The organism is Ensifer sp. 38_S197, assembly GCF_056924495.1.
Genome location: NZ_JBXOVZ010000002.1, coordinates 849,632 through 872,607, shown reverse-complemented (window position 1 = coordinate 872,607; position 22,976 = coordinate 849,632). Strand labels below are relative to the sequence as shown.

The 22,976-nt window shown below is 63.6% G+C and carries 18 protein-coding genes; 13 read left to right on the top strand and 5 right to left on the bottom strand.

The genetic code is table 11. The features are described 5' to 3' along the window. The first annotated feature begins 2 nt into the window (after positions 1 to 2). Positions 3 to 326, top strand: coding sequence for a phosphoribosyl-ATP diphosphatase (locus tag AC1Z3V_RS17335; protein WP_429818731.1), 324 nt, complete (start codon positions 3 to 5; stop codon positions 324 to 326). Next, positions 323 to 1,318, top strand: a complete 996-nt coding sequence (coaA, locus tag AC1Z3V_RS17330) for a type I pantothenate kinase (protein ID WP_483500632.1) — start codon at positions 323 to 325, stop codon at positions 1,316 to 1,318. Before AC1Z3V_RS17335 ends, coaA begins: the two co-directional genes overlap by 4 nt. 76 nt (positions 1,319 to 1,394) lie before the next feature. Here coaA and AC1Z3V_RS17325 read toward each other — a convergent pair whose 3' ends face one another. The 5 genes from AC1Z3V_RS17325 to AC1Z3V_RS17305 form a co-directional block, all read right to left on the bottom strand. Continuing rightward, positions 1,395 to 2,006: an alpha-ketoglutarate-dependent dioxygenase AlkB family protein gene (locus AC1Z3V_RS17325; protein WP_483500630.1), complete on the bottom strand. Its 612-nt coding sequence runs from the start codon at positions 2,004 to 2,006 to the stop codon at positions 1,395 to 1,397. Positions 2,007 to 2,193: 187 nt separating this feature from the next. Next, entirely contained in the window at positions 2,194 to 2,565 is a 372-nt protein-coding gene (locus AC1Z3V_RS17320; protein ID WP_483504106.1) for a hypothetical protein, read from the bottom strand. 2 nt (positions 2,566 to 2,567) lie between these two features. Continuing rightward, positions 2,568 to 3,041: a peptidoglycan-binding protein LysM gene (gene lysM / locus AC1Z3V_RS17315; RefSeq protein WP_483500628.1), complete on the bottom strand. Its 474-nt coding sequence runs from the start codon at positions 3,039 to 3,041 to the stop codon at positions 2,568 to 2,570. Between the two features lie 77 nt (positions 3,042 to 3,118). Beyond that, positions 3,119 to 3,553, bottom strand: a complete 435-nt coding sequence (arfB, locus tag AC1Z3V_RS17310) for an alternative ribosome rescue aminoacyl-tRNA hydrolase ArfB (protein ID WP_173517987.1) — start codon at positions 3,551 to 3,553, stop codon at positions 3,119 to 3,121. 114 nt (positions 3,554 to 3,667) lie between these two features. Further along, positions 3,668 to 5,278: a phosphoenolpyruvate carboxykinase gene (locus tag AC1Z3V_RS17305; protein ID WP_483500626.1), complete on the bottom strand. Its 1,611-nt coding sequence runs from the start codon at positions 5,276 to 5,278 to the stop codon at positions 3,668 to 3,670. 324 nt (positions 5,279 to 5,602) lie between these two features. On the opposite strand from AC1Z3V_RS17305, the gene chvI reads away from it, so the two are divergent. The 11 genes from chvI (at position 5,603) to addA (ending at position 22,971) form a co-directional block, all read left to right on the top strand. Continuing rightward, the gene (gene chvI, locus AC1Z3V_RS17300; protein WP_429818741.1) at positions 5,603 to 6,328 is read left to right on the top strand and encodes a two-component system response regulator ChvI; all 726 of its coding nucleotides are present in this window, start codon (positions 5,603 to 5,605) and stop codon (positions 6,326 to 6,328) included. 205 nt (positions 6,329 to 6,533) lie between these two features. Next, positions 6,534 to 8,321: a stimulus-sensing domain-containing protein gene (locus tag AC1Z3V_RS17295; RefSeq protein WP_483500624.1), complete on the top strand. Its 1,788-nt coding sequence runs from the start codon at positions 6,534 to 6,536 to the stop codon at positions 8,319 to 8,321. Next, entirely contained in the window at positions 8,318 to 8,776 is a 459-nt protein-coding gene (locus AC1Z3V_RS17290) for an HPr kinase/phosphorylase (RefSeq protein WP_483500622.1), read from the top strand. Before AC1Z3V_RS17295 ends, AC1Z3V_RS17290 begins: the two co-directional genes overlap by 4 nt. A gap of 156 nt (positions 8,777 to 8,932) precedes the next feature. Further along, positions 8,933 to 9,334: a PTS sugar transporter subunit IIA gene (locus AC1Z3V_RS17285; RefSeq protein ID WP_065774303.1), complete on the top strand. Its 402-nt coding sequence runs from the start codon at positions 8,933 to 8,935 to the stop codon at positions 9,332 to 9,334. After that, complete coding sequence (locus tag AC1Z3V_RS17280) at positions 9,334 to 9,624, top strand: HPr family phosphocarrier protein (RefSeq protein WP_336171437.1); 291 nt, start codon at positions 9,334 to 9,336, stop codon at positions 9,622 to 9,624. Before AC1Z3V_RS17285 ends, AC1Z3V_RS17280 begins: the two co-directional genes overlap by 1 nt. 166 nt (positions 9,625 to 9,790) lie before the next feature. Then, positions 9,791 to 11,191, top strand: coding sequence for an adenosylhomocysteinase (gene ahcY / locus AC1Z3V_RS17275; RefSeq protein ID WP_429818749.1), 1,401 nt, complete (start codon positions 9,791 to 9,793; stop codon positions 11,189 to 11,191). Positions 11,192 to 11,496: 305 nt separating this feature from the next. After that, positions 11,497 to 13,977, top strand: a complete 2,481-nt coding sequence (locus tag AC1Z3V_RS17270; protein WP_483500620.1) for a PAS domain-containing sensor histidine kinase — start codon at positions 11,497 to 11,499, stop codon at positions 13,975 to 13,977. Beyond that, positions 13,977 to 15,488, top strand: coding sequence for a tRNA (adenosine(37)-N6)-threonylcarbamoyltransferase complex ATPase subunit type 1 TsaE (gene tsaE / locus AC1Z3V_RS17265; protein WP_483504105.1), 1,512 nt, complete (start codon positions 13,977 to 13,979; stop codon positions 15,486 to 15,488). The genes AC1Z3V_RS17270 and tsaE overlap by 1 nt, the downstream gene beginning before the upstream one ends. A gap of 10 nt (positions 15,489 to 15,498) precedes the next feature. Further along, positions 15,499 to 16,230 (top strand): nucleotidyltransferase family protein, encoded by a 732-nt coding sequence (locus tag AC1Z3V_RS17260; RefSeq protein ID WP_483500618.1) that lies wholly within the window; start codon positions 15,499 to 15,501, stop codon positions 16,228 to 16,230. After that, positions 16,227 to 19,415, top strand: coding sequence for a double-strand break repair protein AddB (gene addB, locus AC1Z3V_RS17255; RefSeq protein WP_483500616.1), 3,189 nt, complete (start codon positions 16,227 to 16,229; stop codon positions 19,413 to 19,415). Before AC1Z3V_RS17260 ends, addB begins: the two co-directional genes overlap by 4 nt. Further along, complete coding sequence (gene addA / locus AC1Z3V_RS17250; protein WP_483500614.1) at positions 19,405 to 22,971, top strand: double-strand break repair helicase AddA; 3,567 nt, start codon at positions 19,405 to 19,407, stop codon at positions 22,969 to 22,971. Before addB ends, addA begins: the two co-directional genes overlap by 11 nt. The last annotated feature ends 5 nt before the right edge of the window (positions 22,972 to 22,976 follow it).

The window sequence follows — 22,976 nt, the reverse complement described above, 5'->3', positions numbered from 1 at the left end:
CCATGGCTGATTTCACACTTTCCGATCTCGAAGCCATCGTCGCGACACGCGCGAAGGCCGCGCCGGACGAATCCTGGACGGCAAAACTGGTGGCGAGCGGCCAGCCGAAGGCGGCCAAGAAACTCGGGGAAGAGGCGGTCGAGACGGTGATCGCCGCCATCAGCAACGACCGCGCGAATCTCATCGCCGAAAGCGCCGATCTCATCTATCATCTAATGGTCGTATTGAAGATCGCCGACGTTCCGTTGCAGGATGTGCTGAACGAACTTGCGCGGCGGACGAAGCAATCCGGCCTGCAGGAAAAGGCAAATCGGCAGAATCCATGACGATAGCGGCGAAAGACATCGAAGCGGCCGACCTGCCCGACAACCCGCAGAAGCGGGATTATTCGCCCTATCATTTCTTCACCGCCGAGGAATGGTCGCGCTTTCGCGCCGACACGCCCTTGACGCTGACGGCCGACGAAGTGCAGCGGCTGCGCTCGCTGAACGACCCGGTCGATCTCGGCGAAGTCCGGCAGATCTACCTGTCGCTGTCGCGCCTGCTCTCGACCCATGTGGAATCGTCGCAGATGCTCTTCGAGCAGCGCAAGCGCTTCCTCAGCATGTCGGACGAAACCAAGACGCCCTTCGTCATCGGCATCGCCGGGTCGGTTGCCGTCGGCAAGTCGACCACGGCGCGTATCCTCGCGCAGCTCCTGTCGCGCTGGCCATCGAGCCCGAAAGTCGATCTGGTGACGACGGACGGCTTCCTCTACCCGAATGCCGTGCTTCAGCGCGAAAACATGATGGACCGCAAAGGCTTTCCGGAGAGCTACGACGTCGGGGCGCTCCTGCGCTTCCTGTCGGCGATCAAGGCGGGACAGCCCAACGTCAAGGCGCCCAGCTATTCGCACCTGACCTATGACGTGCTGCCGGATCAGTTCACGGTCATCGACCGCCCGGATATCCTGATCTTCGAAGGCATCAACGTACTCCAGTCGCGCAACCTGCCGGCCGACGGCAAGATCGTGCCGATGGTCTCGGATTTCTTCGACTTCTCGATCTACATCGATGCCGAAGAGAGCCTGATCCACAGCTGGTACGTCAACCGCTTCATGCGGCTACGCGAAACCGCCTTCAAGAACCCGGAATCCTACTTCCATCGCTACGCCACGATCAGCGAGGATGCAGCCCGTGCGATTGCCGAGGGCCTGTGGCACAACATCAATCTGAAAAACCTGCACCAGAACATCCTGCCGACGCGCCCGCGCGCCGACCTGATCCTGCAGAAGGGGCGGAACCACCTGACGGAAAAGGTAGCCCTCAGGAAGCTGTAGGCCATAATTACGCAATTCCGAACGGAAAGCCCGCTTCGCACTTTTCCTGGAATTGCTCTGAGCGTTCGACCGATGGTCAGGGATTGACGCGCCGCAGCGTCAGATTGACCCGGCCGCCATTCTTCAGCAGCGTCGACGTGTTCGGGTAGATCCGGTCGACGCCATGGAAGGCGAGCCGGCCTTCCCCGCCCAGCACCACGACGTCGCCGCTTTCGAGCCGGAAAGACATGGTCTGCCCGCCGCGCTGGTTGCCGCCGACGCGAAAGAGGCAGCTATCGCCGAGCGAGATCGATACGACGGCCGTTTCGAGATCGCGCTCGTCGCGGTCCTGGTGCAGGCCCATGCGGGCCTCCTCGGAATAGAAGTTGACCAGGCAGGCTTCCGGCGTCTTGTTGCTGGCGGAGACCGCTCGCCAGATCTCGAGCAGTATATCCGGCATCGCCGGCCAAGGCCGGCCGGTCACCGGATGCTGAGCCTGGTAGCGATAGCCGCGATCGCGATCCGTGACCCAGCCGAGCGAACCGCAATTGGTCATGCGCACCGACATGGGTTTGCCCGTCTTCGGCATTTCCGGCACGAACAACGGCGCTTCGGCAACGACGAGGCGGATCGCCTCGACGAGCTGCTCCTGCCGGCTTCGGTCAAGAAAGCCTGGAATATGTCTGATTCCTTTCGGGAGCACCTGCATGGATGACAGTCCTCTTATTCGCGGCCGAGAAGCGCTGCCGGTACGCCATAGCGAAGCGGCCAGCCGGCATAGGCGACATCCGTCGGCCCGACGACGTGGTCGATCAGGTTCCAGCGGCCGTTCTGGAAACAGACCAGAGCGGGATAAGGAAAAGTGTGCGCGGTTTCCGCCCGTATCCCGCTCTAACTTAAAAGAACCGATCACGTTTATGATTTGGGTCGCTCCGACCCAAATCATCGTGATCTTGTGCAAACACCGTCCGACCATCCATCATATCGGCCTCGTCGCGCAACCCGGTTTGCGCAAGATCGATCGCGCCGCCGCCAGGACGCTGCGGCTCCACCTGCACGAAGGCCCAGTTGGGCGAGGCGCGCATCGTCGTCACGACGAATTCGACAGGGCCGCGCATCTCCGCCTCGACCGCCGGGCGGATCGCGTCGAGGATCGCGGCACGTTCGGCACTGCCCTTGGCGGGCTCACGGAAAGGCTGTGCCATTGAAGCGCCGGCAAGGCAGAGGCTCGCCAGCGCGGCGATTGACAGGGAGCGCCAGACCGACACGCTCAAGCGGCGTCCAGATCCGGAATGCGCAGAACCTGGCCGGGGTAGATCTTGTCCGGATGCGTCAGCATCGGCTTGTTGGCTTCGAAGATGGCCGTGTGCTTGGCACCCTTGCCCTTGCCGTATTGCGCTTCGGCGATCTTCCAGAGGTTGTCGCCCTTCTTGACGGTATAGAAAACCGGCTCCTTCGCCGCAGCAGGCGCAGCGCCGGCATCGGCGACCTTGAGCTCCGAGGCCTCGACCGCCGAGACACCGAGCGTGTTGCCGACGGCAACGACGGCCTTTTCGAAGACGCTCTGGTCCTTCACGACACCTTTCAGCACGACCTTGTCACCGGCCACTTCGACCTGCACGTCCTTGGTGCCGAGATCGTGGGACGCAAGCTCCTTCTGAACGCTTTCGGCATCCGGAGCATCATCGTCACCGCCGATGCCGAGCTTCTTGCCGGCGTTCTTGATAAAGCTGAAAAGACCCATGAATATCTCCTTTTGCCAAAACACTGCCGATAAGAGAGGGCGCCGCCTGCCAAAGGCAAGGAGCGGCAAAAAAGAAATCAGTCTCCGGCCGGCCGCCCCCGAAGCTTCTTGATCTCACCGCGCCCGGACTTCTCCTTGAGGCGCCGCTCGACGGAGCCACGGGTCGGTTTCGTCTTCTTGCGCGGCGGCGGCGGCGGCTCCGCGGCCTTGAGAATCAGTTCCTTCAGCCGCTCGCGCGCATCCTCGCGGTTGCGCTCCTGGCTGCGAAAACGGCTGGCCTCGATCATCAGCACGCCCTCTTTCGAGGCGCGGCGACCGGCGATCTTCAGCGCATTGGCCTTGATGCGATCGGAGAGAGCCGGCGAGGCCAACACGTTGAAGAACAACTGGACGGCGGTCGACACCTTGTTGACGTTCTGCCCGCCCGGCCCGCCGGCCAGCACGAATTGCTCCGTCAGCTCCCAGCCGGCAATCACGATGTTGTCGTTTATGTAAAGCGGGTCGCTGGCCATGATTCACCTCGCCCCGATCTATGGCACAGAGCGAACCTCTTGAAAATATTACCGCGAAAACGAAAAACCCGGCCGTGGGAGGCCGGGTTTCACGTGAATCATAGCCGACGATCTTTATTCGGCGGCGATTTTCGTGCCGGGAGCCGCGTCGCGAACGCTGCCGTCCACATGGCCCTCGAACTTGGCGAAGTTCGCGATGAACATGTCGACGAGGCGGCGTGCCTGCGCGTCGTAGGCTGCACCGTCGGCCCAGGTCGAGCGCGGATCGAGAATGCCGTCTTCGACACCGGGGACCGAGACCGGAACGGCGAAGCCGAAGTTAGCGTCGGTGCGGAGCTCGGCAGCATTCAGCGAGCCATCGAGAGCGGCGGCAAGCAGAGCGCGCGTCACCTTGATCGGCATGCGGCTGCCGGTGCCGTAGGCGCCGCCGGTCCATCCGGTGTTGACCAGCCAGCAGGTGACGCCGTTCTTGGCGATCAGGTCCTTCAGGAGGTTGCCGTATTCCGACGGATGACGCGGCATGAAGGGCGCGCCGAAGCAGGTCGAGAACGTGGCTTCCGGCTCGGTGACACCTTTTTCCGTACCGGCGACCTTGGCAGTATAACCGGAGAGGAAGTGATACATCGCCTGTTCCGGCGTCAGCTTGGCGATCGGCGGCATCACGCCGAAGGCGTCGGCCGTCAGCATGATGATGGTGCGCGGCTGCGGCGCAGTGCCGGTGGCGCTGGCGTTCGGGATATAGTCGAGCGGATAGGCGATACGGGTGTTTTCCGTCAGCGAGCCATCGTCGAAGTCCGGAACGCGGCGCTCATCGAGCACGACGTTTTCCATCACGGTGCCGAAGCGGCGGGTCGTCGCGTAGATTTCCGGCTCGGCAGCTTCCGACAGACGGATCGCCTTGGCGTAGCAGCCGCCTTCGAAGTTGAAAACGCCCTGTTCGCCCCAGCCATGCTCGTCGTCGCCGATCAGCGTGCGGGTCGGGTCGGCCGAAAGCGTTGTCTTGCCGGTGCCGGAGAGGCCGAAGAAGATTGCCGTGTCACCGGCCGGGCCGACATTGGCCGAGCAGTGCATCGGCATAACGCCCTTCTTGGGCAGCAGGTAGTTGAGAACGGTGAAGACCGACTTTTTCATTTCGCCGGCATAGGAGGTACCGCCGATGAGGATCAGGCCGTTGGTGAAGTCGCAGGCAATGACAGTCTCCGTACGGCAGCCGTGGCGCTCCGGGTCAGCCTTGAAGCTCGGCAGATCGATGATCGTCAGCTTCGGCAGGAAGGAGGCGAGTGCCTCGCGGGCCGGACGGATCAAGAGATTGCGGATGAACAGCGAATGCCATGCATATTCGGTGACGACGCGGGTCGGAAGTGCGTTGTCGGCATCGGCGCCGCCGACGAGGTCCTGCACATAGAGCGACATGCCCTTGGCGTGATCGAGCATGTCCTGGCGCAGCAGGGCAAAATGCTCGGAAGACATTGGCTTGTTGTTGTCCCACCAGATCTGATCGTCGGTGTTCGCATCGCGAACGACGAACTTGTCCTTCGGCGAACGGCCGGTGTGCTGCCCGGTACGGGCGACGAGGGCGCCGTGTGCCGTCAGCTCAGCCTCCCCGCGGCGAAGAGCCTCCTCATAAAGCTCTGCGGCTTCGAGGTTGTACCGAACCTTTTCCAGGTCGATAAAGCCGAGTTTTTCCAAGCCGTTCGCGAGATTGCGAGTGCCGAGTTGCTCCATGGTCAAGCTTCCTTCGTGTTTGGCCATTGGCGTTGAATTTCGCCGGACCATACTTGCATGCTCGCTCAAAAACAAGGCGGCGTCAAAAAAAGAATAATGATTTCAGTATATTAATCGATTTAAAGAAAATTATCGTTTTTTTAATCGGTTGAATTGGACCTGCCAAACACCGATGTGACAGGGCCTATCCTATCGTCACGACAGGTGCTTTTTGCCCTTCGCCACAATTTGTTCCACCTTTATACTCACTAACGCACCCGTGACTCGCGAATGCCGGAGTTTTCGGGGACGAGACCGGCACCTCAAAAGACGGAGTTGAACACGATGCAGACCATCGCGCTTGTCGATGATGACCGGAATATTCTGACGTCCGTATCCATCGCCCTTGAGGCAGAGGGCTACAAGGTCGAGACCTATACCGACGGTGCTTCCGCGCTCGAGGGCCTGCTCGCCCGGCCGCCGCAACTGGCGATCTTCGACATCAAGATGCCGCGCATGGACGGCATGGAGTTGCTGCGCCGCCTGAGACAGAAGTCCGACCTGCCGGTGATCTTCCTCACTTCGAAGGACGAAGAGATCGACGAACTCTTCGGTCTGAAGATGGGTGCCGACGACTTCATTACCAAGCCGTTCTCGCAGCGCCTGCTGGTCGAACGCGTCAAGGCGATCCTGCGTCGAGCCGCAAACCGCGAGGCCGCGGCCGGCAACTCGACAACCACCGTCAAGGCATCCGACGCGCCGTCGCGCTCGCTCGAGCGCGGTCAGTTGGTGATGGACCAGGAACGCCACACCTGCACGTGGAAGAGCGAGCCGGTCACGCTGACGGTGACGGAATTTCTCATCCTGCATTCGCTTGCCCAGCGCCCGGGCGTGGTGAAGAGCCGCGACGCGCTGATGGACGCGGCCTATGACGAGCAGGTCTATGTCGACGACCGCACCATCGACAGCCACATCAAGCGGCTGCGCAAGAAGTTCAAGATGGTCGACAACGACTTTGATATGATCGAGACGCTCTATGGTGTCGGTTACCGTTTCCGGGAGACCGCCTGAGCCACAGGGGCTTGCCATCGCTCCCAGAGTGGCGCATTCAAGGCGGCGCTATGGGAGCATGGCCGACGGCCTCCTTTGAAGCTCGCAGCGATCTCCGCCGTCTTTGGACCGGACCATAGAAGACAGCGACGATGCGACCGGCCCCGGCTGGCAGCGACGTCGTCATCGAACGAACGTGAAGGCAGTCCGCGCGGGAGCGGGACATTTGGTAGAAGTCTTGCAAGGCGACATCGAAGACAGCGACGGGCGTGCGCAGGCGCAGAACGGCCAACGCCGCTGGGCACATCCCTTCACGCTGATTCGTCGGCTCTTCGGCAACGCCGTCTTCTCGAGCCTCACCCGCCGCATCGTCTTCTTCAACCTCGTGGCACTCGTCGTCCTGGTCGGCGGCATCATGTATCTCAACCAGTTCCGCGAGGGCCTGATCGACGCACGTGTCGAAAGCCTGCTGACCCAGGGTGAAATCATCGCCGGCGCGATCTCGGCTTCCGCCTCGGTCGACACCAACTCGATCACCATCGACCCCGAAAAGCTTCTGGAACTGCAGGCGGGCCAGAGCATTACGCCGCTTCCGAGCGACGAGGATCTCGACTTCCCGATCATCCAGGAACGCGTCGCTCCGGTTCTGCGCCGCCTGATCTCGCCGACGCGCACCCGCGCCCGCCTGTTCGATGCCGATGCCGACCTGCTGCTCGATTCCCGACATCTCTATAGCGGCGGCCAGGTGCTGCGCTTCGACCTGCCGCCGATCGAACCGGAATCGACTGGCATCGGCGAAAAGCTCAACAGCTGGCTGAACAAGCTGCTGCAGCCGGGCAATCTGCCGCTCTACAAGGAACCGCCGGGTGGCAACGGCTCGATCTATCCTGAGGTCACCAACGCACTGACCGGCGTGCGCGGCTATGTCGAGCGCGTGACCGAGAAGGGCGAACTCATCGTTTCGGTGGCCGTTCCCGTCCAGCGTTTCCGCGCCGTGCTCGGCGTGCTGCTGCTGTCAACGCAAGCCGGCGACATCGACAAGATCGTCCAGGCGGAGCGCCTCGCCATCATCCGCGTCTTCGGCGTCGCTGCCCTCGTCAACATCATCCTGTCGCTGCTTCTGTCCTCGACGATCGCAAATCCGCTCCGGCGCCTGGCAGCGGCGGCCGTGCGTGTGCGCCGCGGCGGCGCCAAGGAGCGCGAGGAAATCCCCGATTTCTCCTCGCGCCAGGACGAGATCGGCAACCTTTCCGTCGCGCTCCGCGAGATGACGACCGCGCTCTACGATCGGATCGCGGCGATCGAGAATTTCGCCGCCGACGTCAGCCACGAGCTGAAAAACCCCCTCACCTCGCTGCGCAGCGCCGTCGAAACCCTGCCTTTGGCGCGCACCGACGAATCGAAGAAGCGCTTGATGGACGTCATCCAGCATGACGTCCGCCGCCTCGATCGCCTGATCAGCGACATCTCGGACGCCTCGCGGCTCGACGCCGAACTCGCCCGCAGCGATGCCAAGACCATCGACCTCGAAAAACTTCTGGGCGACCTCGTGGACATTTCGCGCCAGGTCCGCAGCAAGAAGAAGACGGTGCTGCTCGACTTCGTCATCGACCGCAAGGACAGCCCGAAGGCCCGCTTCGCCGTCAGTGGCTATGAATTGCGCATCGGCCAGATCATCACCAACCTGATCGAGAACGCCCGATCCTTCGTTCCCGAAGACGGCGGGCGGATCGTCGTGCGCCTCACGCGGTCGCGATCGCGCTGCCTCGTCTATGTCGAGGACAACGGCCCCGGCATCCAGGCGGAAGACATCGACCGCATCTTCGAGCGCTTCTACACCGATCGGCCGGAAGGCGAGGATTTCGGCCAGAACTCCGGCCTCGGCCTGTCGATCTCCAGGCAGATCGCCGAAGCGCATGGCGGTACGCTGAAGGCGGAAAACATCGTCGCGCAGGATGGCCACGTCAGCGGCGCGCGCTTCATCCTGTCGCTTCCCGCCGAGCCGCACGCATGACGGCCGGCTGCGCCAATGTCCACGGCACCGCCATCGTGCTCGGGACGCGCGGCTTCCTGATCACGGGCCCTTCAGGCATCGGCAAGTCCAGGCTGGCGCTTGCATGCATCACGGCCGCACGACAAGCCGGCCACTTCGCGGCTCTCGTCGCCGACGATCGGGTGGATCTGAGCCTGGAACACGACAGGATCGTCGCACGCTGTCCGCCCTCCATTCACGGCCTGATCGAAATCCGTGGCGCCGGCATCAGCAAGATCGAAACCGTGCCTGCCGCGGTGATGGATTGGGCCCTGCTGCCGGTCGGCGCTCCTTTCGACCCGCGCCTGGCTCCGGAAGACGAGAGGCTGCCCTTGCCATTCGGGCGAGCACTGCCGATTGTTCGCGTTCCCGTTGAAGAGGGGGCGCAGGCTCTCAATATTCTGCGCATGCTGATCGCCGAAAAATTGGGTTTCTAGCCCGATTTACCGTCAGTGCGGCTGGTTTTTCAGCATTTTTGGCTTGCACTTCCCCTTTTCCTTGCCAAGATGGCCGCCCCAACAGGTGGACGAAATTGCTGCATTGCGATATCTGGCCATCAGTGAATTGCGTGTGCAGTTGGAGCGAAGATACCCATGATCGGACTTGTGCTTGTCACCCATGGCAAGCTGGCTGAGGAATTTCGACTTGCGCTCGAGCATGTCGTCGGTCCGCAAAAAGCTATAGAGACCGTCTGCATCGGCCCCGAGGACGACATGGACCAGCGTCGACAGGATATCCTCGATGCGGTTACCAATGTCGACGAAGGCAACGGCGTCATCATCCTGACCGACATGTTCGGCGGAACCCCCTCCAACCTCGCCATCTCGGTGATGCGCAGCGGTACCGTCGAAGTGATTGCCGGCGTCAACCTGCCGATGCTGATCAAGCTCGCCGGCGTACGCGGCGAGAGCGACATGGACAAGGCGCTGGTCGAAGCCTCGGAAGCCGGACGGAAATACATCAACGTCGCCAGCCGCGTTCTGAGTGGTAAGTAATGGATCATCGCCCCGACATGTCGCTGACGCGCGAACTGCTGATTATCAACAAGCGAGGCCTGCATGCGCGGGCATCGGCGAAGTTCGTGCAGACGGTCGAGGCCTATGACGCCGAGATTACGGTGTCAAAGGACGGCATGACGGTCGGCGGAACATCGATCATGGGATTGATGATGCTGGCTGCCAGCACCGGCTGCAGCGTATGCGTGACCGCAAGTGGCGCGCAGGCCGAAGAGGCGCTGAACGCGCTCGACGCACTGGTCGCCGACAAGTTCGGCGAGGAGATGTGACTGACAATATAAAGATATAAAGACTTCTTTATATCGATATTGCCCTCTCTCCTGATTCCTGATAGATCGATCGCACTCTCACCGCGTCGCGCAGGCGCGGGAGGCATAATCGCGCCGCAGTTCGGTTGAAGCCATGCGGCTTGAAGAGATCAGCCCGGAGAATTCCATGACCACCACTCAGGACTATATCGTCGCCGACATCGGTCTCGCCGATTTCGGACGCAAGGAAATTGCGATCGCCGAAACGGAAATGCCGGGCCTGATGGCCTGCCGCGAAGAGTTCGGCGCTGCGAAGCCGCTGAAGGGCGCGCGCATCACCGGCTCGCTGCACATGACCATCCAGACCGCCGTCCTGATCGAGACGCTGGTTGCCCTCGGCGCCGACGTGCGCTGGGCGTCCTGCAACATCTTCTCGACCCAGGATCACGCAGCCGCCGCGATCGCCGCAAGCGGCGTTCCGGTCTTCGCCGTCAAGGGTGAAACGCTCGAGGAATACTGGACCTACACGGACAAGATCTTCCAGTGGGCCGACGGCGGCGTTTCGAACATGATCCTCGACGACGGTGGCGACGCCACCATGTACATCCTGCTCGGCGCCCGCGCCGAAGCCGGCGAGAACGTGCTCTCGAACCCCGGTTCCGAGGAAGAGGAAATCCTCTTCGCGCAGATCAAGAAGCGCCTTGAGGCTTCGCCGGGCTGGTTCACCAAGCAGCGCGACGCCATCAAGGGCGTGACCGAAGAAACCACCACCGGCGTCAACCGCCTCTACCAGCTCCAGGCCAAGGGCCTGCTGCCCTTCCCGGCGATCAACGTCAACGACTCGGTCACCAAGTCGAAGTTCGACAACAAGTACGGCTGCAAGGAATCGCTGGTCGACGGCATCCGCCGCGGCACCGACGTGATGATGGCCGGCAAGGTCGCCGTCGTCTGCGGTTACGGCGACGTCGGCAAGGGCTCGGCAGCGTCGCTCGCCGGCGCCGGCGCCCGCGTCAAGGTCACCGAGGTCGACCCGATCTGCGCGCTGCAGGCCGCCATGGACGGCTATGAAGTCGTTCAGCTCGAAGACGTCGTCTCGAGCGCCGACATCTTCATCACGACCACCGGCAACAAGGACGTCATCCGCATGGACCACATGCGCGAGATGAAGGACATGGCGATCGTCGGCAACATCGGCCACTTCGACAACGAGATTCAGGTCTCGGCGCTGCGTAACCTGAAGTGGACGAACATCAAGCCGCAGGTCGACATGATCGAGTTCCCGAAGGGCAACCGCATGATCCTGCTGTCGGAAGGTCGCCTCTTGAACCTCGGCAACGCCACCGGCCACCCGTCCTTCGTCATGTCGGCCTCGTTCTCCAACCAGGTCCTGGCGCAGATCGAGCTCTTCACCAAGGGCGAGAAGTACAAGAACGAAGTCTACGTCCTGCCGAAGCAGCTCGACGAGAAGGTCGCTCGCCTGCACCTGAAGAAGCTCGGCGCCAAGCTCACCGAGCTTTCCGAAGAGCAGGCCAGCTACATCGGCGTGAAGACGCAAGGCCCGTTCAAGGCTGAGCACTACCGGTACTAATCGTTACCCGGGCAATCCACAACATCTTGTGGCCGCGTTCTTGACAAGAGAGCGCGGCCGCTTTTTTGGGCCTCTCCCTTCCCGACGATTCGACTAGGAAGTATGCTCTAACCCATTGATTCGTGATGCCGGTGCGGACCTTGGGCATCGCGGATGGGATGTCTTGTCGATAAGCGGCAAACAGACGGAGACAGACCGGGGATGCAATCGGAACTGACGCAGGCCCTTGACCAGGGCCTCGGTGGAACTGTGCAAGGCGCAACAAGGCCGGCAGCACCCTTCGGGCAGACGGGGATGGCAGCGCCATGAACAGAGACCAAACAGCTATTCCGGGCACCCGCCGCAAGGGCCCGAAGTTCCTGCGCCACCTTTTGGCCGGCACCGCTCTTTTTGCAGCAACGGATGCCCTCGCCCAGGTCGCGCCGCAGAAGGCCAACATCTTCGGCTCCTCGGAAGTCGTCACTTTCTCCGTGCTCATCGGCGTCATTTCCGCGGCGATGATCTCGGCCATCTGGCTGATCCGCCAACGCGGCAACATCGAAGCGGAAAACCGCGAATTGCGCTCCGATCTGTCGGACGCGAACCAGCGCCTTTCACGCTATCAGGCGCTCGTGGCCGATAAGAACCGCCGGATCGTCGTCTGGGACGGACTGCTTGAGCGGGCCGAACTGCTCGGCCAGCTTCCGCCCGAAACCGGCGCGCCGGCAGACGACCGCGAGTTCCTGGCCTTCGGCCGCTGGATCAAGGCGCAATCCGCCGGGGAACTGGAAAAGGCGATCGATGCGCTGCGCACCGAGGCGCGCAGCTTCGACCTGGTGCTCGAAACGCAGCGCAACGAAGTCCTGGAGGCCCAGGGACGGGTTTCGGGCGGGCGGGCTTTCGTACGCTTCATCGCGCTCAACAACATGCGCGCGGAACTCGCCGAACTGAAACTTGAGCACGACCGGCTCAATTCAGCGCTCGTCTCCTTCCGCACCCTACTCGACGCGATCGATCTGCCGGTCTGGCAGCGCGGCACGGATGGCGCGCTCACCTGGGTCAACGAAGCCTATGCCGATGCGGTCGAGGCTCCTGACGTCGCGATTGCGGTCGCCGAAGGGCGCGAGCTGCTTGCGACCGTCGCGCGCGAGAAGATCCGCGCCGTCTCCACTTTCGACACGCCGTTCCGCGACAAGGTTTCGACCGTCGTCAAGGGCAACCGCACCTTCTTCGATGTCGTCGATGCCCGCAGCCCTGCCGGTTCGGCCGGCGTCGCCATCGACGTCTCCGGCATCGAGGCCGTGCGCGAGGAACTCAACCGCACGCTCAAGAGCCATGCCGAAACGCTCGATCATCTTGCGACCCCCGTCGCGATCTTCGACGGCAATCAGCGCCTGCAGTTCTACAATCAGGCTTTCCAGCGCCTGTGGAACCTCGACATCGGCTTCCTGGAGCGCAAGCCGGACAACGGCGAAGTGCTCGACCGGCTGCGGGCCGGCGGCCAGTTGCCGGAACAGCTCAACTGGAAACAATGGAAGGCGAACGCGCTTTCCGTCTATCAGGCGCTCGACACGCAGAGCGACCTCTGGCACCTGCCGAACGGCCAGACGCTGCGCGTCTTCGCCACCGCCCGCCCACAGGGCGGCGCCACCTGGGTGTTCGAGAACCTGACCGAGAAGGTCGATCTCGAAACGCGCTACAACACGCTGGTTCAGGTCCAGGGCGAGACCATCGACCATCTCGCGGAAGGCGTGGCGGTGTTCGGCCCCGACGGTCGCATTCGCCTTTCGAACCCGGCCTTCCGTGCGATCTGGGGCATCAGCGAGGCGGAAGCCAAGCCCGGCACCCATATCCGGGCGATCGAGCAGGCTTGCCTCATCTCCTACGACCAGCCGGACGGGTGGAAGCGTTTCACCCACATCATCACCAGCTTCGACGATGAACGGCCCTCGAGCCGCGGCATTCTCGAGCTTCGAACCGGGCTGATCCTCGACTACGCCGTCATCCCGCTGCCGAACGCGCAGACGATGCTGACCTTCGTCAACATCACCGACAGCGTCCGGGTCGAGCGGGCGCTCACCGAAAAGAACGAGGCGCTGCGCAAGGCGGATGCGCTGAAGAACGATTTCGTGCACCACGTTTCCTACGAGCTGCGCTCGCCGCTCACCAACATCATCGGCTTCGCCGACCTGCTGAAGACGCCGGCCTTCGGCGACCTCAACGAGCGGCAGGCGGAATATGTCGACCACATCGCCACGTCCTCGTCGCTGCTGCTGACGATCGTCAACGACATCCTGGATCTGGCGACCGTCGATGCCGGCATCGTCCAGCTCGACATGTCCGACATCAGTCTCACCGACTTCCTCGATGACATCGCCCACCAGATGGCCGACCGGCTGCTCGAAAGCGGCGTGACGCTCAGGATTACCGCCCCTGACAATCTCGGCCGCATGGTTGCAGACCAGCAGCGGCTGAAGCAGATCTTCGTGAAGCTGCTCACCAATGCCGCAAACTTCGCGCCGGATGGCAGCGCCATCGAGCTGAAGTGCCGCCGCGAGGGCAGCGACTTCATCTTCTCGGTCTCGGACAGCGGCCCCGGAATCCCGCAGGATGTGCTCGACACCGTGTTCAATCGCTTCGAAAGCTATGGCCAGCGCGGCGGCGCAGGTCTCGGGCTTTCGATCGTCGAGAGCTTCGTCAGCCTGCACCACGGCACCGTCTCGATCCGCAGCAAGGAAGGTGAAGGCACGGAAGTGACCTGCCGCATTCCCTCGGCCGAAGTGCCGACGATCGTCGCGGCCGAATGATGTCGACGATCGAGCGCTTCCTGACGGGCGAGGCGGCAACGATCGAGCTCGGCGAAGATCTGGCGCTGGCCCTGAAGCCCGGCGACTGCGTCGCGCTCTCAGGCGATCTCGGGGCGGGCAAGTCGACCTTGGCGCGCGCGTTCCTTCGGGCGCTTGCCGATGACGACGACCTGGAGGTTCCGAGCCCGACGTTCACCCTGGTCCAGACCTATGACCTTCGCATTCCGGTCGCGCATTTCGATCTCTACCGGCTGGCTGATTCCAGCGAACTGGATGAGCTCGGTTTCGACGAGGCGCTATCGCAAGGCATCTGTCTCGTCGAATGGCCGGAACGGGCGGACGACGCTCTCCCCGCCGGCCGCATCACGCTGACGATCGCCCATGAAGGCGATGGGCGCCGCGTCGAAATCTCCGGTCCGGACGAAAAGCTGCAGCGCATCGCCCGCACGCTCGCAATCCGTGACTTTCTCGACCACAACGGTCACCCGAAGGCACGGCGCCGGCACCTGAGCGGTGACGCCTCGATCCGGGCCTATGAGCGCATTTACCCGGCGGACGGTTCCGTTAGCCGGATTCTCATGGACTCGCCGCGGCACAAGCCCGGTCCCATCCTGCAGGACGGCAAATACTACCAGCAGCTCGCGCATATCGCCGAAGACGTCGTTCCCTTCGTCGCCATCGACCAGTTGCTCATTGCACGCGGCTTTGCGGCGCCGGCGATCTACGCCCGCGATCTCGGCCAGGGCATCCTGCTGATCGAGGACCTGGGGTCGGATGGCGTGCTCGATGCGGCGGGAGAGCCGATCGCCGAGCGCTATATCGAAAGCGCGCGACTGCTCGCCCGCCTCCATGCCAAACAGACCGACAAGGAGATCATCGTCGATCCGGCGGTCAGCCACCGCATTCCCGACTTCGACCGGACGGCGATGAAGATCGAGACCCGGCTCTTGACCGACTGGTACCTGCCCTGGAAACGCGGCGAGCCGGCAAGCGACGACGAGAAGCGCGAATATGCCGACATCTGGGATGGCCTGATCGATCTCCTGCAGACCTCCGAGACCAACCTGCTCTTGCGCGACTTCCACTCGCCGAACATCATCTGGCGTGGGGACCGCCAGGGTCTCGCCCGAATCGGCCTCATCGATTTCCAGGACGCGATGATCGGTCCCACCGCCTATGACGTGGCGTCGCTGGTGCAGGACGCACGCGTGACCATCGCGCCTCCGCTCGCCAGCCACATGATGGAAACCTATCTCGCGGAACGGCGCGCAAGCGGTAGCTTCGAGGAGGAGACTTTCCTGCGCGACTGGCACCTGATGTCGGCCCAACGCAATTGCAAGCTCGTCGGCATCTGGGTACGGCTGATGCAGCGGGACGGCAAACCCGGCTATATGAAGCACATGCCACGCACTTTCGCCTATCTTCAGGCGGCGCTCACACATGAATCGCTGAAACCCTTGTACGACTGGTGTATGAAGACCGGAATCCTCGTTTCCGAATCAGCGAACTGACAGAGAAGCAATGTCGATCAGCAATGCGATGGTGCTCGCCGCGGGCCTCGGGACCCGGCTCCGCCCGATCACCAACACCATGCCGAAGCCGCTCGTGGAAATCGCGGGCAAGCCGATGATCGACTATGTGCTGGATCTGCTGGTGGAGGCCGGCATTACCAGGGCTGCGGTCAACGTGCACCATTTCGCCGATCAGATGGAAGGGCATCTCAGCCGGCGGAGCGCGCCCGAGATCCTGATCTCGGACGAGCGCGATGCGCTGATGAATTCCGGCGGCGGCGTGGTGAAGGGGCTGAAACTTCTGCCGGATGGCCCGGTTCTGGTGATGAACGCCGACCTCTTCTGGGTCGGCGAACCCTCTGGGGTACCGAGTAATCTGACGCGGCTCGCCGCAGCCTTCGACGCTGATCGCATGGACATGTTGCTGCTCTGCGTGCGCGACGAGGACACGACCGGGCACAACGGCAAGAAGGACTTTTCGCTCGGCGCCGACGGTAAGCTGACGCGGTACAAGGAAGGCCTGCCGAACCCGGTGGTCTATGCCGGCGCGATCGCGCTTCACTCCCGGCTTTTTGCCGATGCGCCGGATGAGGCCTTCAACCTCAACATCTACTTCGACCGTGCGGCCGAGAAGGGGCGCCTTCACGGCATCCTGCTCGAGGGTCACTGGATGACGGTCGGCACGCCCGAAGCGATCAGCGAAGCGGAAGCAGCGATCCGCCGCCACCAGCCGGGAGGATGAGCGTGAGCGGCCGCCGGTCCAACGTCTTCACGATCCCGCCCGGCCTCCCTTTCCTGAAGACGCTCGCCGAAAGGCTTTGCGACGGTAGCCTGACCCCGGACTTCCGCCACGATCCGGCCGATCCCCTGCCGCTTGCAGGCGTGACGATTTTCGTGCCTACGCGGCGCTCGGCCCGTGTGCTCAGATCCGAATTCGTCGACCTGCTCGGCGGCCGCTCCACCATCCTGCCCACCATCAAGGCGCTCGGCGAGACCGACGACGACAGCGGCTTCTTCGACGCCGAGGTGCCGGCAATCCTCGATCTGGCCCCGCCCCTGCCTGGCACGGCGCGCCTGATCGAGCTTGGACGGCTGATCCTTGCCTGGCGCAACCGGCTGCCGAAGGTGGTGCTCGACATTCATGCGGAGAGCCCGCTGATCGCGCCGGCAAGCCCGGCGGATGCGATCTGGCTCGCGCGCAATCTCGCCGAACTCATCGATGCGATGGAGACGGAAGAACTCGATTGGGACGAGCTCGATCGGCTCGATGCCGGCGAGCATGCGCTGTGGTGGCAGCTGACGCTCGAATTCCTGAAGATTGCCCGCAGCTACTGGCCGGAGCGGCTGGAAGAGCTCAAGCAATCCTCGCCCGCCCGCCACCGCAACGCCATCCTGCAGGCCGAGACGCAGCGCATCGCCGGTGGCAAGATCGAGGGCCCGATCATCATCGCCGGTTCGACCGGCTCGATTCCCGCGACCGCCGCATTGATTGCCGCCGTGCAGAGGCTTCCAAACGGCACGATCGTGCTGCCCGGTCTCGACCAGACGATGAGCGATGCCGAATGGGACATGATCGTCGCCGACTCAGCCCTTGACGGCAGGCCGGACCCGGCAAGCCGCAGCCATCCGCAATACGGCTTCTACCGGCTGCTGAAGCGCATGGGCGTCATCCGGTCGGACGTGACCACCCTGGCCGACGCCGAGACGGACCTCGCCTTCCGCGCCGAGCTCCTCTCGCACGCCCTTCTGCCGGCGAAGGCGACCAATGCCTGGACCGAAAGGCGCAGCAAACTCGATGGCGAATCGCTGCAGGCCGCCTTCAAGAATGCGGCCCTCATCGAGACCGCCAACGAACGCGAGGAGGCCGCTGTCATTGCCGTTGCGCTGCGGCTGGCACTCGAAGGCAGCGAGGATAGCCAGGCGGCACTGATCACGCCGGACCGAAATCTCGCGCGACGGGTCGGCGCCGAGCTTGCCCGCTTCGGTATCGAGGCCGACGATTCCGCCGGCACGCCGCTGTCTTCGACGCCTCAAGGCAGCTTCATGCGCCTGCTTCTGGAGGCTAGTCTGCGGCCCGGCGATCCCGTGCCCTTCGTGGCGCTGCTCAAGCACCCGCTGGCGCGCTTCGGGCTATCGCGTGAGACGATGCGCCAGGGCGCCGACGCACTCGAACGCATGGCGCTGCGCGGCAGCACCGCAACCGTCGATATCCTCGCTCTGGCGCCTCTGCTCGACGCGGCCATTGCCGGCCACAAGGTCGATCGCCACCCGCCGGAATGGCGCGTCGGCATCGGCGCCGAGGAGCTTCAGGCAGCCCGCGACCTGGCGATGAAGATCGGCCTCGCAGTGGCGCCGCTCGCTTCCGCGCTGAGCCGCAGCAAGGACGGTAGCCGTGTTTTCTCGGAGGAATTCACCTTTGCAGACTGGGCGACGCGGACCGGCCAGGTTCTGGAAGCGGCCTCGGCCGACGAGCGCGGCGATCTGAGCGGGCTCTGGTCCGGCGAGGCGGCGGATACGCTGGCGACCCTGCTTCGCGGCATCATCGAAACCGATGGTCAGATGACGGCGGATGGGCCGCAGTGGTGCGATGTCATGGAGGCGCTCGCCGCCGGCGCAGCGGTCAAACCGCGTTCCATGCGCCATCCGCGGGTCTTCATCTTCGGCGCGCTGGAATCACGCCTGCAGAGCATGGATCTGGTGGTGCTTGGCGCCATGAACGAAGGCAATTGGCCCGGCCAGACCGCCAACGATCCGTTCCTGTCGCGCATGATGAAAACGGGCATCGGTCTCGAACCGCCGGAGCGACGCGTCGGCCAGCTCGCACATGACTTCCAGATGGCCTGCGGCACACGGCGACTGATCTTTACCCGCTCGATGCGCCAGGGCGCAGCACCCACCGTCGCCTCGCGCTGGCTGCAGCGCCTGCTGGCGCTTGGCGGCAACCGGCTGGTCGAGGCCTTGCAGGCCAATGGTGCGGACTATCTGACCTGGGCCCGGATGCTCGACGATGGGGGACGGCAGCCGCTTGCCGAACGCCCCGCGCCCAAGCCGCCGGCGGACCTGCAGCCGCGCAAGTATTCCTTCAGCGAGGTCTCGCGGCTGCGGCGCGACCCATATGCGGTCTATGCTCGGCGCATCCTTCGCCTGCATCCGCTGCTGCCGTTCAACAGCGACCCCGGTCCGGCCGAACGCGGCACGCTTTATCACCAGATCGTCGAGCGTTTCGTGCGCTCCGGCGTCGATCTGATGTCGCCCGCAGCCGAAGAGCGGATGCATCGGCTGCTGAACGAGGCCTTCGACGAGGCGCGGCTGCCGACGCATATTGACACGATCTGGCGGCCACGCTTCGCCGCCGTCGGCGCGGCTTTCATCAAGTGGGAGCGGGAACGCGCGCGCTTCATCCGCCGCTCGCGCACCGAGGTTCCGGCATCAATGGAACTGGGCATCGCCGACATGCGGCTGACCGGCATCGCCGACCGGCTCGATATGCTGACCGACGGCAGCGTCGAGATCATCGACTACAAAACCGGCTCCAGCCCATCGGCGACGGAAGCCCGCGTGCTGCTTGACCCGCAGCTCGCCCTGGAGGCGGCGGCGCTCAAGGCCGGCGCCTTCAAGGACATACCGCCGAGCCATCCGCAGTCGCTGCTCTATGTCCGGCTCAAGCCCGGCTCACGCTTCAAGTCGGATGCGGTCAACAATGAAGGCAGCAGGTCGAAGGAGACCAGATCCGCGGACCAGCTTGCCGACGAGTCCCTTGCCGAGCTCAGAAAACTGCTCAGCGCCCTTCTTTCGGGAAAACACGGGTTTGCTTCCCGGCTGATTGTTCAGAAAGAGCGCGATTACGGCGGCGAATATGACCATTTGGCACGCGTAGCCGAATGGTCGACGGCCGACAGCGAGGAGGAGAACGGCGATGAGGGATGACAGCCTCGGCCCCGAGCAGGCGACGCCGCAAGCCTGGCTCGACTGGACCTCGCGCCGGCAGTCGCTTGCCTCCGACCCCGCGCGTTCAGCCTGGGTTTCGGCCAATGCCGGATCCGGCAAAACGCACGTGCTGACCCAGCGCGTGATCCGGCTGCTGCTTGCCGGCTGCCGGCCGTCCGCCATCCTTTGCCTGACCTATACCAAGGCGGCGGCGTCCGAAATGTCGAACCGCGTCTTCGAACGGCTGGCGGAATGGGTCACGCTCGACGACGCGACGCTTGAAAAGCGGATCGAGGCGATCGAGGGCGAGCGGCCAGGCCTCCTGAAGCTGCAGGAGGCGCGCCGCCTCTTTGCCCGTGCGCTGGAGACGCCCGGCGGCCTGAAGATCCAGACGATCCACGCCTTCTGCGAGGCGCTGCTGCATCAGTTTCCGCTGGAAGCCAACGTCGCCGGACATTTCTCGGTCCTCGACGACCGCGCGGCCGCGGTGCTGCTTGCCGATGCGCGCCGCATGCTGCTGACGGCGACGGCAGCCAAGGACGATCCGGAACTGGCGCGCGCCTTTGCCACCGTGCTGGACCTTGCCGACGACACCGGGCTTGAAAAGCTGCTCGCGGCGATCGTCGAAAACCGGACTTCGATCCAGACCTTTCTCGAACATGCCGCCGCGCTCGGCGGCACAGAGGCTGAGCTGCGCAGGGCCCTGAAGCTTACGCCGGATGAAAGCGTCGACAGCGCCATGGCCGCGATCTGGCCGTTGGCGGGACTGAACGGCGCGGCCCTGGAACGATATTTCTCGCTTGCCGCAAGCGTCGGGGGAACAAAGGTGCTCGACTTCGCGGAAGGGCTCCGAACCGTCTCCAAGCTCACCGACGTGACCGAGCGCTATGACGGCCTTCGGCACCTGTTCTTCACCAATACCGGTAAAGCCCGGGCACAATCCACCTTCCTCAACAAGGCGATGCAGCAGGCCGCACCGGATCTCGTAGACCTGGTGGACGAAGCCTACCGCCATGTCGTCGCCTGTATCGATCACATCAGCATTCTCAAGATGTTCGAGGCGACGCTTGCAGCGCTGACGCTCGCCGAAAGGCTCAACGTTGACTACGAGGAGCTCAAGCGACGACGCAGCCAGCTCGATTTCGAGGACCTGATCAATCGCACGGCAGCGCTCTTTGCCCGCGGCGACGTCAGCGCCTGGGTGCATTACAAGCTCGACCAGGGCATCGATCACATCCTCGTCGACGAGGCGCAGGATACCAGCCCGGCGCAATGGACCATTATCCAGGCGCTGGCCGCCGACTTCTTTTCCGGCGAAAATGCCCGCGGCGCCAACCGCACGATGTTTGCCGTTGGCGACGAGAAACAGTCGATCTATTCCTTCCAGGGCGCACGGCCAGAGCGGTTTTCGCATGAGAGCCAGGAAACCGAACGGCGGGTGCGCGACGGCGGCAAGGCCTTCGAGCCCATCCGCCTGCAACTCTCCTTCCGCTCGACCGTCGACGTGCTTTCCGCCGTCGATACCGTCTTTACCAATCCGGCGCATGCACGGGGCCTCAGCGCCCGCAGCGAACCGGTCGTTCATGCTTCGAACCGCATTGGCCATCCCGGTGCGGTCGATATCTGGGATGTGATTGCCGCCGAACCGATGGATACGGACGAGGAATGGACGGCCGCCTTCGATGCGACGCCTGAGAGCGCGCCGGTCAATATCCTCGCCCGGCGGATCGCCGGCGTGTTGGAGAGCTGGATCGAGAAGGAGACCATCGTCGAGAAGGGTGTTCGCCGGCCGATGCGTCCGGGCGACGTGATCGTGCTGGTCCGCAAACGCGACGCCTTCGTCAACGCGCTGACCCGGGCGCTCAAGCGTCGCAACAACATTCCGGTCGCCGGCGCCGACCGCCTGGTGCTCACCAAACATATTGCGGTTCAGGACCTGCTTGCCCTCGGGCGCTTCGTCCTCCTGCCGCAGGACGACCTTTCGCTTGCCGCGCTCTTGAAAAGCCCGTTGTTCAACCTCGGGGAAGACGCGCTGTTCGAACTCGCGGCGCGCCGCAAAGTAGGCGAAAGCCTGTGGCAGCGCCTGCAGGCCGAGGCGGCCGAGGGAATCCTGTTCCACCAGGCGGCAAGGGCGCTGAAAAGCTATGTGGCGCTCGCCAACCAGCTTGCACCGCACGATTTCTATGCGCGCATTCTTGGCGTGCATGGCGGCCGGGCGGCCTTCCTGGCGCAGCTCGGCACCGAGGTCAGCGACATTCTCGACGAGTTCCTCACCTTCGCGCTCGACCAGGAAAGAAGCGGCCTCCCCGGGCTGCAGGCCTTTGTTTCGACGCTGGAAATGGAAGCGCCGACGGTCAAGCGTGAACAGGACAAGGAACGCGACGAAGTCCGGATCATGACCGTGCACGCTGCCAAGGGTCTCGAAGCGCCCGTCGTCTTCCTCGTCGATGGCGGCGGCGCACCTTTCAGCAACCAGCATGTCCCTTCTCTCCGCTTCCTCGAGCTTCCTCGAGCGGATGGCGCAGCCTTGTCCTTGCCGGTGTGGCGGGCTCCGGGCTCGGAGTCAAACTCACTGATCACGGCCGACAGCGAACGTCTGAAGACCCTCGCCGAGGAAGAATATCGGCGCCTGCTCTATGTCGGCATGACCCGGGCCGCCGACCGTCTGGTCGTCTGCGGCTACCGCGGACAGCGGGCCGTCGCCGATACATGGCATGCTATGGTTCAGGCGAGCCTTGCCGGGGACGAAAGCGGCCGCGGCCGTCCGACGACCTTCCATGCCGGCGGCGAGGAATGGTCCGGCCATGCCTGGCGCGAGAGGCAGCTTGAGCGCGACCTTCCCTCGAAGGAAGCGCCCTCGCTGGATGCGAACCGCCCGGCGGCCGGCCTGCCGAAGGCGCTTTCGACACCATTGCCACCGCAGAAGCGCCTGCCACGCCCGCTCAGTCCTTCGGGCGTCGGTATCGCTATCGACGAAGACGACGGCGATGGGCTCGTCGGGTCCGCCCTGTTTTCGGAAAAAGCACCGGCAAATCTCTCGATGTTGCGCGGCGCCATCTTGCACCGCCTGCTGCAGGTCCTGCCCTCCATTGCGGGCGATGATCGCCGCGCCGCAGCCGAGCGCTATCTCGTGCGTTCCGTGCCCCGTTGGTCGCCCGAACAGCGCGCCGCGCTGATTGCCGGTGTCGAGAATGTGCTCGACCACCCCGATCTTAACGCGCTCTTCTCGGCCGGCAGCCGCGCCGAAGTCTCGGTCATGGGCACGCTCACGCTCGGCACGCGCGACCACGCGGTATCCGGGCGCATCGACCGGCTCGCCGTCAGCAACGGGATCGTGACCATTGCCGATTTCAAGACGAACCGGCAGGTGCCGGCTTCGCAGGAGGATATTCCCTTCGCCTACAAGGCACAGCTGGCGATTTATCGCGAACTCTTGCGGCCGCTCTATCCCGGGCACAGATTCCGATGCGTGCTGATCTTCACCGAGGGGCCGGCAATCCACGTCGTTGCCGATCAGGCGCTCGACAGGAGCCTTGAAGACCTCGCGACAAAGTGAGATAC

What these genes read in the sequence shown, in the direction of transcription:
- AC1Z3V_RS17305 (WP_483500626.1), bottom strand. Translation starts at nt 5,278, where the DNA reads ATGGAGCAACTCGGCACTCGCAATCTCGCGAACGGCTTGGAAAAACTC.
- AC1Z3V_RS17290 (WP_483500622.1), top strand. Translation starts at nt 8,318, where the DNA reads ATGACGGCCGGCTGCGCCAATGTCCACGGCACCGCCATCGTGCTCGGG.
- AC1Z3V_RS17335 (WP_429818731.1), top strand. Translation starts at nt 3, where the DNA reads ATGGCTGATTTCACACTTTCCGATCTCGAAGCCATCGTCGCGACACGC.
- ahcY (WP_429818749.1), top strand. Translation starts at nt 9,791, where the DNA reads ATGACCACCACTCAGGACTATATCGTCGCCGACATCGGTCTCGCCGAT.
- tsaE (WP_483504105.1), top strand. Translation starts at nt 13,977, where the DNA reads ATGTCGACGATCGAGCGCTTCCTGACGGGCGAGGCGGCAACGATCGAG.
- addA (WP_483500614.1), top strand. Translation starts at nt 19,405, where the DNA reads ATGAGGGATGACAGCCTCGGCCCCGAGCAGGCGACGCCGCAAGCCTGG.
- AC1Z3V_RS17280 (WP_336171437.1), top strand. Translation starts at nt 9,334, where the DNA reads ATGGATCATCGCCCCGACATGTCGCTGACGCGCGAACTGCTGATTATC.
- AC1Z3V_RS17270 (WP_483500620.1), top strand. Translation starts at nt 11,497, where the DNA reads ATGAACAGAGACCAAACAGCTATTCCGGGCACCCGCCGCAAGGGCCCG.
- lysM (WP_483500628.1), bottom strand. Translation starts at nt 3,041, where the DNA reads ATGGGTCTTTTCAGCTTTATCAAGAACGCCGGCAAGAAGCTCGGCATC.
- chvI (WP_429818741.1), top strand. Translation starts at nt 5,603, where the DNA reads ATGCAGACCATCGCGCTTGTCGATGATGACCGGAATATTCTGACGTCC.
- AC1Z3V_RS17285 (WP_065774303.1), top strand. Translation starts at nt 8,933, where the DNA reads ATGATCGGACTTGTGCTTGTCACCCATGGCAAGCTGGCTGAGGAATTT.
- arfB (WP_173517987.1), bottom strand. Translation starts at nt 3,553, where the DNA reads ATGGCCAGCGACCCGCTTTACATAAACGACAACATCGTGATTGCCGGC.
- AC1Z3V_RS17325 (WP_483500630.1), bottom strand. Translation starts at nt 2,006, where the DNA reads ATGCAGGTGCTCCCGAAAGGAATCAGACATATTCCAGGCTTTCTTGAC.
- coaA (WP_483500632.1), top strand. Translation starts at nt 323, where the DNA reads ATGACGATAGCGGCGAAAGACATCGAAGCGGCCGACCTGCCCGACAAC.
- addB (WP_483500616.1), top strand. Translation starts at nt 16,227, where the DNA reads ATGAGCGTGAGCGGCCGCCGGTCCAACGTCTTCACGATCCCGCCCGGC.
- AC1Z3V_RS17260 (WP_483500618.1), top strand. Translation starts at nt 15,499, where the DNA reads ATGTCGATCAGCAATGCGATGGTGCTCGCCGCGGGCCTCGGGACCCGG.